The sequence below is a fragment of the Affinundibacterium fentianense genome, from assembly GCF_018139545.1.
GTDB lineage: Bacteria > Pseudomonadota > Gammaproteobacteria > Burkholderiales > Burkholderiaceae_D > Undibacterium > Undibacterium fentianense.
On record NZ_JAGSPJ010000003.1, the window covers coordinates 80499 to 95757 of the forward strand.

Genomic DNA, 15259 nt, shown 5'->3' on the forward strand with positions numbered 1-15259 from the left:
CCCCCTCTTTAAAACGAGCTCTCTGTAAGGCTAGAAAAACGATGAATGCGAGAGTCAGCCGTGCTAAAATGAACAGTTGAATACTAAATTCGAAAAAAGCGTGTGAAAGAGACGCTTGAGAGTTAGTTAGCTTATGTAGGTCTTCCGCCAGCCTCGTGCTGGCTTGTTATTTTAACCAAGCTTACTGCTGATTTTTTAAGCAAATATTTAAGCAATTAGACAAGTCTGACCGCCAATGGATCAATTCGCAAAAGAAACACTCCCGATTTCCCTTGAAGAAGAAATGCGCAAGAGCTACCTCGACTACGCCATGAGCGTGATCGTCGGTCGTGCTTTGCCGGATGTGCGGGATGGTTTAAAGCCTGTGCATAGACGCGTTTTGTTCGCGATGCATGAAATGAATAACGTCTACAACCGCCCGTTCGTCAAATGTGCGCGTGTGGTCGGTGAAGTCATGGGTAAGTATCATCCGCATGGCGATGCTTCCATTTACGATACCTTAGTGCGTATGGCGCAGGACTTTTCCTTGCGTTACACCTTGGTTGATGGTCAGGGTAACTTCGGTTCGGTCGATGGCGATAATGCCGCGGCGATGCGTTATACCGAGTGTCGCTTGGATAAGATCGCAAATGAAATTTTGGCGGACATCGACAAAGAAACTGTCGATTTCGTGCCTAACTACGATGGCAAAGAAAAAGAACCATCCGTTTTGCCAACCCGTATTCCAAATTTATTGATCAATGGCTCTTCTGGTATTGCTGTTGGTATGGCGACCAATATTCCGCCGCACAATATCACTGAAATCATAAATGGCGCTTTGCATGTATTGCGCAACCCAGAATGCACGATTGATGAATTGATCGAAATTATTCCTGCACCAGATTTTCCAACTGCAGGTTTGATCTACGGTGTATCCGGCGTGCGTGATGGCTATCGTACTGGTCGTGGTCGTGTGGTGATGCGCGCCAAGACGCACTTTGAAGAATTTGGTAAAGAAGGCCGTACTGCGATCATCGTTGATGAGTTGCCGTACCAAGTGAATAAAAAGTCCTTGTTGGAGCGTATTGCTGAAAACGTTCGCGATAAAAAGCTCGAAGGTATCTCTGATATTCGCGATGAATCCGATAAGTCGGGTATGCGCGTTGTGATCGAATTGAAGCGCGGCGAAGTTCCTGAAGTCGTTTTGAATAATTTGTACAAACAAACGCAATTGCAAGATACGTTTGGTATGAATATGGTGGCCTTGGTGAATGGTCAACCGAAGTTGTTGAACTTGAAGCAAATGCTCGAATGCTTCTTGTCGCATCGTCGCGAAGTAGTCACACGTCGCACCGTATTTGAATTGCGCAAAGCACGTGATCGTGGTCATGTGTTGGAAGGTTTGGCAGTTGCCTTGGCAAATATCGACGATTTCATCGCGATTATTAAGGCGGCACCAACGCCGCCAATTGCGAAACAAGAATTGATGACGCGCGCTTGGGATAGCTCTATGGTGCGTGAAATGTTGACGCGCACAGCGGCTGATAATCCAGGCGGTATCGAAGCATTCCGCCCTGAGAGTTTGCCTAAGCACTATGGCATCCAGCCAGATGGCTTGTATAAATTGTCTGACGACCAAGCGCAAGAAATTTTGCAAATGCGTTTGCAACGCTTGACCGGCTTGGAACAAGACAAGATCGTTAATGAATACAAAGATGTGATGGCAGAGATTGCTGATCTCTTGGATATTTTGTCTAAGCCAGAGCGCGTCACTGTCATCATTACCGATGAAATGACAGCCTGCATGAACGAATACGGCATCGGCAATAAAGATGCACGTCGTTCCGAAATCGTCTTGAATGCGACTGATTTAGAAACAGAAGATTTGATTACCCCTGTCGATATGGTTGTCACCTTATCGCACACAGGCTATATGAAGTCACAACCATTGTCCGAATACCGTGCACAAAAACGGGGTGGACGTGGTAAGCAAGCGGCAGCGACAAAAGACGACGATTGGATTGAACAACTCTTTGTCGCGAATACCCACGATTACATCTTATGCTTCTCGAACCGTGGCCGTATGTACTGGTTGAAAGTGTATGAAGTGCCGCAAGGTTCACGTAATTCACGTGGTAAGCCGATTGTGAATATGTTCCCATTGCAAGAGGGCGAAAAGATTACGGTGATCTTGCCATTGTCTGGTGATAATCGTAGCTTCCCAGAAGACCATTATGTCTTTATGTCGACCAGTCTTGGTACCGTAAAGAAAACGCCATTGACTGATTTCAGTAATCCTCGTAAAGCGGGCATTATTGCTGTTGATTTGGATGAGGGTGACTTCTTGATCGGTGCAGCTTTGACCGATGGTAAGCACGACGTGATGCTGTTCTCTGATGCAGGCAAGGCAGTGCGTTTTGATGAGAACGATGTGCGTCCTATGGGGCGTACCGCACGCGGTGTGCGCGGTATGAATCTGGAAGAAGGTCAACAAGTCATCGCCTTGTTGGTGGCAGAAAACGAACAGCAATCCGTTTTGACGGCAACTGAAAATGGCTTCGGCAAACGCACGCCAATTACGGAATACACACGTCATGGCCGCGGTACCAAAGGCATGATTGCCATCCAAACTTCAGAGCGTAACGGTAAAGTCGTTGCCGCGACCTTGGTCGAACCAACTGATGAAATCATGTTGATTACCACTGGTGGCGTGTTGATCCGTACCCGTGTTTCAGAAATTCGTGAAATGGGTCGTGCAACACAAGGCGTGACTTTGATTGCAGTAGAAGATGGTACAAAACTCTCTGGTTTGCAGCGTATTGTGGAAACGGATGCTGATCCGGAAGTCGCGGATGCTGAGGCTGGTGAAGCTAACGGTGACGCACCTGTCGAAGAATAATCGCAGGGTGGGCACGGTTTACGTGCCCACGCGTTACGCTTAAGTTACTTCGGAAAATATTGAAATAAATCTCCGGCGTTTGCCGGACACGTGGGTGTAAAGCCTTGCCCACCTTACGTTTAATACTACGGTTTGAAAACCATGACGACGATCTACAATTTCTCAGCCGGCCCAGCCGTCTTACCGAAAGAAGTCTTGCAACAGGCAGCGAGTGAAATGTTAGATTGGCATGGCAGTGGCATGTCGGTGATGGAAATGAGTCATCGCGGTCCGGAATTTATGTCTATCTTGGCGCAAGCCCAAGCCGATTTGCGCGAGCTATTGAACGTTCCTGCTAACTATAAAATCTTGTTTTTGCAGGGTGGTGGCCTTGGCGAAAACGCGATCATTCCTATGAATTTGGTCGGGCGTAAAGCGCAGCCTGCGACGATTGATTTTATTCACGCCGGATCTTGGAGTGGAAAATCGATTAAGGAAGCGCAAAAATACGCAAATGTGAACGTTGCAGCGTCGAGCCAGGCGACGGGTTTTGACGTCGTTCCAAACCCAAGCAGTTGGCAATTGAGTGCTGATCCCGCGTACGTGCATGTGTGTACTAACGAGACTATAGACGGTGTCGAATATCATTTTGTCCCGGACGTCGCGGCGCAAACCAATAATGCCCCTTTGGTGGCCGACATGTCTTCGCATATTTTGTCGCGCGAGATTGATGTTGCTAAATATGGTGTGATTTTTGGTGGCGCACAAAAAAACATCGGCCCTGCAGGTTTGACCTTGGTCATTGTGCGAGAAGATTTATTAGGTTCTGCCTTATCCATTTGCCCGTCGGCCTTTGATTGGAAAAATGTGGCGGACAATGATTCCATGTACAACACGCCACCGACTTATTCCATTTATATCGCTGGTTTAGTGTTCCAATGGTTGAAGCGACAGGGCGGCGTAGCGGCGATGGAGCGTCAAAATATCGCGAAAGCCAATTTGCTGTATGACTTTTTAGATAGTACCGACTTCTATGTGACGAAAGTCGCTAAAGAATTCCGTTCACGCATGAACGTGCCGTTCTATTTGAAAGACGAATCCTTAAATGCCGCGTTTTTGACAGCCGCGAAAGAACGTGGTTTGTTACAGTTGAAAGGACATAAATCAGTCGGCGGCATGCGTGCCTCGATTTATAACGCAATGCCGATTGAAGGTGTGCAGGCTTTGGTGGCGTTTATGCGGGATTTTGCGATCGCAAACGGCAAGTAAGATTCGTCAAATAATAGATTCAAAATCATCAGCCCTTTCTTCGCATGGTACCCACCATCACCTAGAAACCGTGGCGCTGATGAATCAAGTCAAAAGCTTGAATTAGATTGAGTAGAAATAAGATTTTTTCAATCGTGCTTTAGGCATGTTTGAACCCAAAACGGTTTTTAGGTTTTCAAATGAACGACAATAAATTACTTCCTCTTAGAGAGAAAATCGATGCGATAGATACAGCAATTTTAGAGTTGCTGAATCAACGTGCCAACGTTGCGCAAGAAGTTGGGCATGTGAAAGCAGAGACCAATGCACCCGTATTTCGACCTGAGCGTGAGGCACAGGTTTTGCGCAATATGGCTGCAAAAAATACCGGCCCTTTGCTGAATGAAGATATTCAATTAATTTTCCGCGAAGTGATGTCCGCCTGTCGCGCGCTAGAGCGGCGTGTGGTGGTGGCATTCTTGGGACCTGTTGGCACTTTTAGTGAGCAAGCGGTGTATAAGCAATTCGGTCACGCGATCGAAGCTTTGCCTTGCATTTCTATCGACGAAGTATTCCGTGCGACCGAAGCAGGTACGGCCGATTTTGGCGTGGTGCCGATTGAAAATTCTTCTGAGGGCGCTATTAATCGCACTCTCGATTTGCTATTGCAAACGAGTCTGGCGATTAGCGGGGAAGTCGCGATTCCTGTGCAGCACAGCCTGATGAGTAAGTCCGGCACGATGGAAGGTGTGACGCGTATCTGTGCACACTCGCAAGCACTGGCGCAGTGTCAGGCTTGGCTCAATCAACATTACCCGCACGTCGAGAGACAAGCCGTTGCCTCTAATGCAGAAGCCGCGCGTATGGCGAGTGCCGATTACAGCGTCGCTGCAATTGCGAGTGAAATCGCTGGCCATCAATACAATCTGGGAATTGTCAGTGCGCATATTCAAGACGATCCGCATAACCGAACGCGTTTTGCGGTAGTGGGGCGTTTGAATACGACGCCTAGCGGCAAGGATCAAACCTCTATCGTGTTAGCCACGCCGAACAAGGCAGGTGCTGTTTACAATTTGTTGGCGCCTCTGTCCAAGCACGGTGTATCAATGACACGCTTCGAATCACGTCCGGCACGTACCGGCAATTGGGAATATTACTTCTACGTCGATGTCGAGGGGCATGCAATGGATGCCAAGGTTAAGGCGGCGATGGATGAATTGAATCAGGATGCGGCCTTCTTTAAAATTCTTGGATCGTATCCTTGCACGGTTTGATGTGAGGATAGGTGCAGGTTGCACCTTCACTACACTACGGATGAAATTCTTGAGCAAATAGGTTCGAATAACATTCCCTCTCCCGCAGGCGGGAGAGGGCTAGGGTGAGGGTGGTTCAGAAATTGTGAGTTGAATTTAGGAGTATGTTTATCGTCGCTCTTGATTTCTGTCCTTCTAAATATTTTTCTGGAATCTGAATCACCCTCATCCCCAACCCTTCTCCCGCTTGCGGGAGAAGGGCATAGTCAAAACGTGTTCTAACAAAATAATTGTTGATAGTGATTTTAAAAATGAAGAATGATGAGACGTCTGTACGTCCACGCTTTAACAAAGTTGTTCTGATCGGCGTTGGTCTAATCGGCGGCTCCTTCGCTTTGTCATTAAAAAAAGCGAACGCAGTAACGCATGTCGTCGGTTTGGACCGCCACTTAGCGTCTTTGGAGGCAGCGAAGCAGTTAAATTTTATCGATAGCTTTACCGAAGATATCGCATCAGCGGTGCAAGATGCGGATTTGATTGTGATCGCGACGCCAGTTGCCCAAACCGAAAAGATACTCAGCGCGATTTATCCGTATTTGGGGGCGAACACTTTAGTCACTGACGTTGGCAGTACTAAAGCCGATGTAGTGCGAGCTGCAAGAAATGCCTTGCATGAAAAAATCGCGCAATTTGTGCCAGCACATCCGATTGCCGGGCGTGAAAAAAATGGCCCTGAAGCAGCTATCGATGATTTGTATGTTGGCAAAAAAGTCGTGATCACGCGCCTAGCAGAAAATAGTGATCAAGCAGTTGAATTGGTTGCGCAAGCATGGCGTGCCTGTGGTGCCATCATTCATCATTTAAGCTCTGAGGAGCATGATCAAGTTTTTGCTTCGGTCAGTCATTTGCCGCATCTGTTGGCCTATGCTTTGGTAGATGATATCGCTGCAAAACCGCACGCTGATCGCCTATTTCAATATGCAGCGAGTGGCTTCCGAGATTTCACACGTATTGCAGGGTCTTCGCCAGAGATGTGGCGCGATATTAGTCTGGCTAATCGTGATGCGATTTTGGAGGAGTTGGATTCATATAGTGCCAAACTAAAACAATTGCGAGCAAGTTTAGAGGCTAATGATAGCGCTGGTTTAGAAGCAATTTACAGTCGTGCACAAACCGCGCGGCTGAATTGGATTACGGCAATCGAAGCGGCAGAAGCACAGAATAGAGATGGCGGCGACTAATTAGGTATAAATAAGTATAAGTAGATATAAATAGCTTGCGCGGTGCGCACTGAGCACTGAGGCGATTGGTTAAAAAAAGGGTGTGTACAGCCCACGCTACGCGAATAGATTCTGTTGTATTTAAATAGAGAAAAAGCATGAAAGAACACAGCAAACATTACCCACCATATCTTGACTTACATCCCGTGATGAAAGTGCAGGGCACAGTCCGCTTGCCGGGTTCTAAGAGTATTTCGAATCGGATCTTGCTGTTGGCGGCCTTGTCTAAAGGCACAACACAGATCCATGATTTGCTCGCATCCGACGACACGATGGTGATGTTAAATGCACTGCAAAAACTCGGTGTACATTGGACCCAAGAAGGCAACACGCACAACTATACGGTGATCGGTGCGAATGGCGTTTTTCCGAATCATCATGCGGATTTATTTATGGGCAATGCGGGTACCGCAATTCGACCGCTGGTGGCTGCACTCGCAGTCCTAGGTGGCGATTACACGGTACACGGGGTAGCGCGCATGCATGAGCGTCCGATTGGTGATTTGGTCGATGCTTTAAATGCCGTGGGTGCGCAGATTGATTACACAAGCAATCCTGGCTATCCACCGTTGCACATCAAGCGCGGGCATATCCATGCGCAGAAGATGCAAGTGAAGGGCAATGTTTCTAGTCAATTTTTAACTGCTTTGTTGATGGCTTCACCACTTGCTGCGCAGCATAGTGATGTGGTGATTGAAGTGGTGGGCGATTTAATTTCTAAACCCTATATCGAAATTACACTAAATCTGATGGCACGCTTTGGCGTCGAAGTTGTACGCGATGGTTGGCAGTGTTTTACTATCAAAGCGGGCCAGCATTATGTCTCGCCTGGAGTGGTGTATGTGGAAGGAGATGCTTCTTCCGCATCGTATTTTTTAGCGGCTGGTGCGATTGCGGGTGGGCCGATTCGAGTTGAAGGCGTTGGCAAAAATAGCATACAAGGCGATGTCCGTTTTGCTGAAGCACTAGAAAAAATGGGTGCCAAAATCACCATGGGGGATAATTGGATTGAGGCTGAAACACAAGGTCCACTGCAAGCAATTGATATGGATTTTAACCATATTCCCGATGCGGCGATGACGATCGCGATCGCTGCTTTGTATGCGAACGGTACCACGACTTTGCGCAATATCGAAAGCTGGCGGGTTAAAGAAACTGATCGCATTGTGGCAATGGCAACAGAATTGCGTAAACTTGGCGCGATTGTTGAGGACGGTCAAGACTTTATGACGGTCACGCCACCAGCCGAACTTGCGCCAGCGACGATAGATACCTATGATGATCACAGAATGGCGATGTGCTTTTCATTGGCGACCTTAGATGGTGTTGCGCGCCGAGGGGCAGCGATGCGGATTAACGATCCTAAGTGCGTTGCTAAAACTTTTCCTGACTTCTTCGAAGCTTTTATGAAGATCAAACACGAGGATTTATTTTGAACGGTTCTACCAGTATTCCTGTCATTAGTATTGATGGTCCTACCGCTTCCGGTAAAGGAACGGTCGCGCATCGTGTGGCGAAGCAGTTGGGTTTTCATTACCTCGATTCGGGCGCGCTGTATCGTTTGACTGCCTTATCCGCGATACGTCATGGGATCGCCTTGGAACAAGAGCAAGCAATTGCTGATTTGGCACGTGTATTGCCGTGCCGATTTGAAAAAGGCCATGTATTTCTCGCAGGTGATGATGTGACGGACGCGGTAAGGCAAGAAGCAATTGGCGTTGCTGCCTCGAAAATTGCCGTTTTACCATTGGTTCGAAAAGCCTTGGTCGAGTTGCAAGTGTCATTTCGTCAATTGCCCGGTTTAGTGGCGGATGGGCGTGACATGGGCACTGTGATCTTCCCTGATGCAATCCAAAAGGTCTTTTTGACCGCAAGTGTGGAAGCACGTGCAAATCGTCGCTATAAGCAATTGATTGAAAAGGGTTTTCCTGCTAATATGGAAGACTTGGTAAAAGATTTGGCAGAACGTGATGCTCGCGACATGGCTCGCACAGAAGCGCCTCTCAAACCCGCACCAGGCGCGTTTATCTTAGATACGTCTCATATCACTGCGAACGAAGCAGTGCATCAGATACTTAGTCTCTATACTGACGCGGTAAGAAGTAAAAAATAATCGTCTTATTTTTTTGCGTAAGAATCCCCAAGCTCAGATCGTCTGCTGGGCTTGTTGATAGGTTCTCATTTAGGCGCAAAGTCTGAATGAGTTTGTTTAACTCAACCCGGTAAATAGACCTTTTGTCCTATTCCGGCTAACTCGTAAATATTATGTCTACAGTCTACATGTCTCAAGATTTCGCAACTGGTGCAGATAGCTTCGCAGCTTTGTTCGAAGAGTCTTTGTCACGCCAAGATATGCGCTCCGGTGAAGTGATTTCTGCCGAAGTCGTTCGCATCGACCACAACTTCGTGATCGTGAACGCAGGCCTCAAATCTGAAGCCTTTATTCCTGTTGAAGAATTCAAAAACGACCAAGGTGAATTGGAAGTTAATATCGGTGATTTCGTATCCGTAGCGATCGAATCATTGGAAAACGGTTTCGGTGACACAATTTTGTCCCGCGACAAAGCAAAACGTTTGGCATCATGGCTCGCGCTGGAAAAAGCGTTGGAGTCTGGCGAAATGGTTGTTGGTACAGTCAATGGCAAAGTAAAAGGTGGTTTGACAGTTCTCACGAACGGCATCCGCGCATTCTTGCCAGGTTCATTGGTTGATACACGCCCAGTTAAGGATACAACTCCTTACGAAGGCAAAACAATGGAATTCAAAGTTATCAAGCTCGACCGTAAGCGTAACAACGTTGTGTTGTCACGTCGTGCAGTTGTTGAAGCTTCTATGGGTGAAGAACGTCAGAAATTGATGGAAAACCTGAAAGAAGGCACAGTGGTTACTGGCTTGGTTAAAAACATCACTGACTACGGTGCGTTCGTTGATTTGGGCGGCATCGATGGCTTGTTGCACATCACTGATTTGGCATGGCGCCGTGTACGTCACCCATCTGAAGTTCTCACAGTGGGTCAAGAAATCACTGCGAAGATCCTCAAGTTTGATCAAGAGAAAAACCGTGTTTCTCTCGGCGTTAAACAATTGGGTGATGATCCATGGACAGGTTTGGCACGTCGTTACCCAGCAAACACACGTTTGTTCGGTAAAGTAACAAACTTGACAGACTACGGTGCGTTCGTTGAAGTTGAACAAGGTATCGAAGGTTTGGTCCACGTTTCCGAAATGGATTGGACAAACAAAAACGTTGCACCAAACAAAGTTGTTCAATTGGGCGACGAAGTTGAAGTTATGGTATTGGAAATCGACGAAGAACGTCGTCGTATCAGCTTGGGCATGAAACAATGCAAAGCAAATCCATGGGATGACTTCTCCTTGAACTTCAAAAAAGGCGACAAAGTTAAAGGCGCAATCAAGTCTATTACTGACTTCGGCGTGTTCATTGGCTTGACAGGCAACATCGACGGTTTGGTGCATTTGTCTGATTTGTCTTGGAACGAAACAGGTGAAGAAGCAGTTCGTCGCTTCAAGAAAGGTGACGAGTTGGAAGCAGTTGTGTTGGCGATCGATGTTGAACGTGAACGCGTTTCTCTCGGCGTAAAACAATTGGAAGGTGACCCATTCAACAACTACTGCGCAATGAATGACAAAGGCGCATTGGTGACTGGTACAGTGAAATCTGTTGAAGCTAAAGGCGCAGTAATTCAATTGGCTGATGAAGTTGAAGGCTACTTGCGTGCATCTGAAATCTCCCGCGATCGCGTGGAAGATGCTGGTACACACTTGAAAGTTGGCGACACAGTTGAAGCATTGGTATTGAACATCGACCGTAAAGCACGTGGTATTCAATTGTCTATCAAGGCAAAAGATACAGCGGATACACAAGAAGCAATGGCAAAAATGTCGACAGACTCTAATGCTGCTTCTGGCACAACAAGCCTCGGTGCTTTGTTGAAAGCTAAGCTTGATAACAAAAACTAAGCAACGACCTGGTTTGATTTATGACTAAGTCTGAGCTGATTGCTCGTTTGGCCGAGCGGTATCCGCAACTTGTTGCTAAAGACGTGGATATCGCGGTGAAAACTATTTTGGATGCGATGTCAGATGCGTTGGCTACAGGTCAGCGCATAGAAATTCGCGGCTTTGGTAGTTTTGCTTTAAATAGCCGTCCGCCACGTATTGGTCGTAACCCAAAATCGGGAGATAAGGTGATGGTGCCTGAAAAACGGGTACCGCATTTTAAACCTGGTAAAGAGTTGCGAGAGCGTGTGGACGCAACCGTCGGTCAACCTATCCACAACGTTGATTAGTATTGTCGAGGCTGTATTAATTAAATTGTGGTTTGCTTCTATCGCAAATATGGAGGCATTTAGCGAAAAACGAGAAATTTGCGCTAAAAAAAAACAAAACGGCATAACGGATTTCCGATATGCCGTTTTTTTTCACGTACAATTTCATTTATGGGATTCCATTGCGAGTCATAAGCGTAACTCTAGTCAATGAATGTGAGACGCGCATTGGCTAATTTTGCTCTGAGCTTAGTAGGATTATTATGAAAATTATTTCGAAAATTGTTTGGCTTATCGTTTTCGTTGCTTTTTTAGGTTTCGCATTAAAGAATGACAAGATCGTTACTTTGGAATATTTCTGGGGTTATCAGCAGTCAGCGCCTTTGGTTATTTTGTTGTTATGTTTTTTTGTTGCAGGTGCAGTGTTTTGTTTGCTCGCCATGGCTCCCACGGTTTTTCGCCATCGGAGAGATATCTCTCGCCACAAAAAGACAATTGCTGAGATTGAAAAAGAACGGCAAAGCGAGCAAGCCGCTGCGAATCAGGCTCCAACACCTGATGCTGTTCCGAACACGACGCGTCACCCATAAACTTTCCACATAGATGAATCAATATGGAATTTGAAATTTGGTGGTTATTAGGAATCCCCCTATTTTTTAGCTTAGGTTGGATCGCCGCACGGGTCGATATACGACAGCTTATCTCTGAATCCAGTAGCCTGCCGAAAGGGTATTTTAAAGGCTTAAATTTTCTGCTAAACGATCAACCCGATAAAGCAATCGACGCTTTCATCGAAATCTTAAAACTTAATCCTGAGACAGTTGAGCTACATTTTGCACTCGGTAGTTTGTTTCGACGTCGCGGTGAAACCGAGCGTGCGATTCGTGTGCACCAAAATCTTTTGTCGCGCCCAGATTTGCCAATTGAGCAGCAAACACAGGCGATGTTCGAATTGGGGCAAGATTATTTGAAGGCTGGATTATTAGATCGAGCTGAAGAGACCTTCAATCAGCTAGTCGCTGGACAGTATGCAATTTCTGCAAGGAAAGCGCTTTTGGAAATTTATCAACGAGAAAAAGAATGGCTGCGGGCGATCGACGCTGCACATGCATTGCAAGAATCGGGTGCCGGTGGCCGACAAAAAGAGATCGCCCAATTTTATTGTGAAATTGCACAAGATGAATTGGTCCATACTCACCCTGAAGCTGCGATGGCAATGCTAGAGAAAGCCATCAGCACGGATCGACATAATGTTCGCGCTGTGGTCTTAATGGGGGATATTCACTTAGCTAAAGGCGATCTTGAACAAGCGGTTCTTGCTTGGCGCAAAGTCGAACAACAGAGCGTCCCACACGTTGCTTTAGTCGCACAACGTTTGATGGATGGATATCGAAAATTGGATCGTCCGTTAGAGGGGTTGAATCTCTTAAAATCCTACTTGGCAGAAGCGCCATCGATTGATTTGTTGGAAGTCGTTTTCAAAGCAAGTTTGGAGTTAGAGAGCGTTGTTGAGGCAAATCAGTTAGTGAGTAATGAATTGCGACGGACACCCACCTTGCTCGGGCTCGATAAGTTACTTGATGCGCGAATGATGGTTGCACCACCTGAAGTGCTACCGGAGCTGTCAATTGTAAAAAATTTAGTCAATGGCTACGCGCAAAAATTTACCCGCTACCAATGTACGCACTGTGGTTTCAAAGCGCGGCAATTCTATTGGCAATGCCCTGGCTGCAGTAAATGGGAAACCTATCCACCTCGTCGCACAGAAGAGTTGAATGTCATGAACTAGTTCGGACGTCGTCTTCGAGTATCAATCGATCTGTTTTTACGAAGATGGAACACATGGCTCGAAGCTTGATTGAATCTTTCTATGGCTTTTGAGCTTTGTTGTGCTGCGATAAGCGAATATTTTATGAAATGATTAGATAAATGAAAATTACTATTATTGGCACTGGCTATGTTGGATTGGTTACCGGAGCTTGTTTAGCGGAAGTGGGTCATGATGTTTTTTGCCTCGACGTTGATCAACGCAAAATTGATATTTTGAATGGTGGTGGAATACCGATTCATGAACCTGGTCTCGATCAGGTTGTTACGCGTAATGTTGCTGCAGGACGCTTACATTTTTCGACTGATGTGATTGCTAGTGTCGCTCATGGCGATGTTCAGTTTATCGCCGTTGGCACTCCGCCAGATGAAGATGGATCAGCTGATTTGCAATATGTTCTTGCAGCTGCGCGTAATATTGGCAAGCATATGTCGAACTTTAAGGTCATCGTTGATAAATCAACAGTTCCTGTCGGGACAGCCGATCGCGTGTCTGCTGTCATTGCGGACGAATTGAAGGCGCGTTCTTCGAGTTTAGAATTTGCTGTTACCTCTAATCCTGAATTTTTGAAGGAAGGAGCAGCCGTCGCTGACTTTATGAAACCGGATCGCTTGGTGATCGGACACGGACAAGATGCGCAAGGTACTCGAGCACAAATCATGCTGCGTGAAGTCTATTCTAGCTTTGAAAATTCAGGCCACCAGATTTATTGGATGGATGTTCGTTCTGCTGAATTTACAAAGTATGCAGCTAACGCGATGCTAGCGACGCGAATTTCGTTCATGAATGAATTGGCGAATTTGGCGGATAAAGTCGGTGTTGATATTGATGCGGTAAGAAAAGGGATTGGCTCTGATCCGAGGATAGGCCCAGGATTTTTGATGGCGGGTTGTGGGTATGGAGGTTCATGTTTTCCGAAGGACGTTCAAGCACTCGTCCGTACTGCCCAAGAATTTGGCCATGATCTTAAAATTTTGCAAGCGGTGGAAGAAGTCAACGAGCAGCAGAAGCATGTTCTTGTCTCCAAAATTTTTAGTCAATATGGTTCTGATTTAAGAACGAAGCAATTTGCCCTTTGGGGCCTAGCGTTTAAGCCGGATACGGATGATATGCGCGCAGCTTCTTCGAGAGTGCTAATTAAAGAATTATTATTGGCTGGTGCGTCGATTGTTACTCATGATCCTGTGGCGATGGATGAGGCTCAGCGTGTGCTCGCTTTAGATTTTGTAGAGTCCCCAGATTTGTTAAAACAGATTCGTTTCGAAAATGACGCGATGCAAGCTCTGGATGGCGCAGATGCATTGATTATTGTGACTGAATGGAAAGTTTTTCGTAATGCAGTATTAAGCGAAATGAAGCAGCGACTCAAACATAGCGTGATCTTTGATGGACGTAATCTATATGATCCACGCGAAGTGCAAGCTTTGGGTATTGAGTACCATCCGATCGGACGTGCAGTTTTGACCAAGTTTTTGCAAAAATGATCAACTCGAATCTCGATATGAATATGAATTCGCAAAAACGTATTTTAGTAGCTGGTGATGTCATGCTAGACCGCTATTGGTTTGGGGAAGTGAATCGGATTTCACCAGAAGCGCCCGTCCCAATCGTCCGTGTTGAACGTCGTGAGGAGCGCTTAGGAGGTGCCGCAAATGTAGCTCGAAACGCTGTCGCATTAGGTATTGAAACCAGTTTGTTGGGAGTAATTGGCGAAGATGAAGCTGGGCAGCAAGTTGAATCTTTGTTGAAACAAGTCGGTATTCGTAGTTATTTAAATCACGACCCCAGTATCTCAACAATTATTAAGTTAAGAGTAATTGGTAGGCAACAGCAATTAATCCGAATTGACTTTGAAGAAAAGCCGACTGAGCAAGTGCTGCAGGATAAATTGTCGCGATTTCAAAATTTGATATCCGAATACGATGTCATCGTCCTTTCTGATTATGCCAAAGGTGGTTTGGTGAATATTGCTCAGATGATTGCGAGCGCAAAAAAATTAAGCAAGGTAATTTTGGTCGATCCGAAAGGTAGTGACTATTCGATCTATAAAGGCGCGACAATGTTAACACCGAATAAATCGGAGTTAAAACAAGTGATTGGTCAGTGGCGCGATGAAAGCGATTTGACGGAGAAAGCGCAAAACTTGCGAAAAGAATTGCAGATGCAAGCCTTGTTGTTAACCCGATCAGAAGAGGGCATGACCTTATTCACGGATGCGGAGGTATTGCAGGTCCCAGCAATGGCGAGAGAAGTATTTGATGTGTCTGGCGCTGGTGATACCGTCATCGCTACCGTGGCTGCGATGTTGTCAGAGGGGAAAAATTTACAAGAGTCCGTTTTAATTGCAAACAAGGCTGGTGGCATTGTTGTTGGAAAATTGGGTACGGCAACCGTTACAAGAGATGAATTATTTCAAAAAAACTAGCTTTTTGGTAAACTTCATGTAATATTTATTTGTAATGATTTATTTGCATTTTTTTTGACGTGCAAAGCAAGGTCGTATT

General features: G+C 46.1%; 12 protein-coding genes. All 12 read left to right on the plus strand.

From position 1 onward, the window contains the following. The first annotated feature begins 235 nt into the window (after positions 1-235). Positions 236-2878, plus strand: a complete 2643-nt coding sequence (gyrA, locus tag KDM90_RS08125; RefSeq protein ID WP_212675115.1) for a DNA gyrase subunit A — start codon at positions 236-238, stop codon at positions 2876-2878. A gap of 141 nt (positions 2879-3019) precedes the next feature. Beyond that, the gene (serC, locus tag KDM90_RS08130; protein WP_212675116.1) at positions 3020-4126 is read left to right on the plus strand and encodes a 3-phosphoserine/phosphohydroxythreonine transaminase; all 1107 of its coding nucleotides are present in this window, start codon (positions 3020-3022) and stop codon (positions 4124-4126) included. 179 nt (positions 4127-4305) lie between these two features. Then, positions 4306-5379 carry a prephenate dehydratase gene (gene pheA / locus KDM90_RS08135; RefSeq protein ID WP_212675117.1) on the plus strand — a complete coding sequence of 358 codons (1074 nt, stop codon included), beginning with the start codon at positions 4306-4308 and terminating at the stop codon, positions 5377-5379. A 290-nt stretch (positions 5380-5669) separates the two neighbouring features. Continuing rightward, complete coding sequence (locus KDM90_RS08140) at positions 5670-6599, plus strand: prephenate dehydrogenase (protein ID WP_212675118.1); 930 nt, start codon at positions 5670-5672, stop codon at positions 6597-6599. A 137-nt stretch (positions 6600-6736) separates the two neighbouring features. Further along, positions 6737-8074 carry a 3-phosphoshikimate 1-carboxyvinyltransferase gene (gene aroA, locus KDM90_RS08145; RefSeq protein ID WP_212675119.1) on the plus strand — a complete coding sequence of 446 codons (1338 nt, stop codon included), beginning with the start codon at positions 6737-6739 and terminating at the stop codon, positions 8072-8074. Then, the gene (gene cmk, locus KDM90_RS08150) at positions 8071-8751 is read left to right on the plus strand and encodes a (d)CMP kinase (RefSeq protein ID WP_212675120.1); all 681 of its coding nucleotides are present in this window, start codon (positions 8071-8073) and stop codon (positions 8749-8751) included. The genes aroA and cmk overlap by 4 nt, the downstream gene beginning before the upstream one ends. A gap of 167 nt (positions 8752-8918) precedes the next feature. Next, positions 8919-10619 (plus strand): 30S ribosomal protein S1, encoded by a 1701-nt coding sequence (gene rpsA / locus KDM90_RS08155; RefSeq protein WP_189344559.1) that lies wholly within the window; start codon positions 8919-8921, stop codon positions 10617-10619. Between the two features lie 20 nt (positions 10620-10639). After that, positions 10640-10948 (plus strand): integration host factor subunit beta, encoded by a 309-nt coding sequence (locus KDM90_RS08160; RefSeq protein WP_212675121.1) that lies wholly within the window; start codon positions 10640-10642, stop codon positions 10946-10948. Between the two features lie 242 nt (positions 10949-11190). After that, entirely contained in the window at positions 11191-11517 is a 327-nt protein-coding gene (locus KDM90_RS08165) for a LapA family protein (RefSeq protein WP_212675122.1), read from the plus strand. Between the two features lie 23 nt (positions 11518-11540). Further along, on the plus strand, positions 11541-12716 hold the full coding sequence (gene lapB, locus KDM90_RS08170; protein ID WP_212675123.1) for a lipopolysaccharide assembly protein LapB: 1176 nt from the start codon (positions 11541-11543) through the stop codon (positions 12714-12716). 140 nt (positions 12717-12856) lie between these two features. Continuing rightward, positions 12857-14239, plus strand: coding sequence for a UDP-glucose dehydrogenase family protein (locus KDM90_RS08175; protein WP_212675124.1), 1383 nt, complete (start codon positions 12857-12859; stop codon positions 14237-14239). Positions 14240-14262: 23 nt separating this feature from the next. Next, on the plus strand, positions 14263-15180 hold the full coding sequence (gene rfaE1 / locus KDM90_RS08180; RefSeq protein ID WP_230409690.1) for a D-glycero-beta-D-manno-heptose-7-phosphate kinase: 918 nt from the start codon (positions 14263-14265) through the stop codon (positions 15178-15180). Positions 15181-15259: the final 79 nt, after the last annotated feature.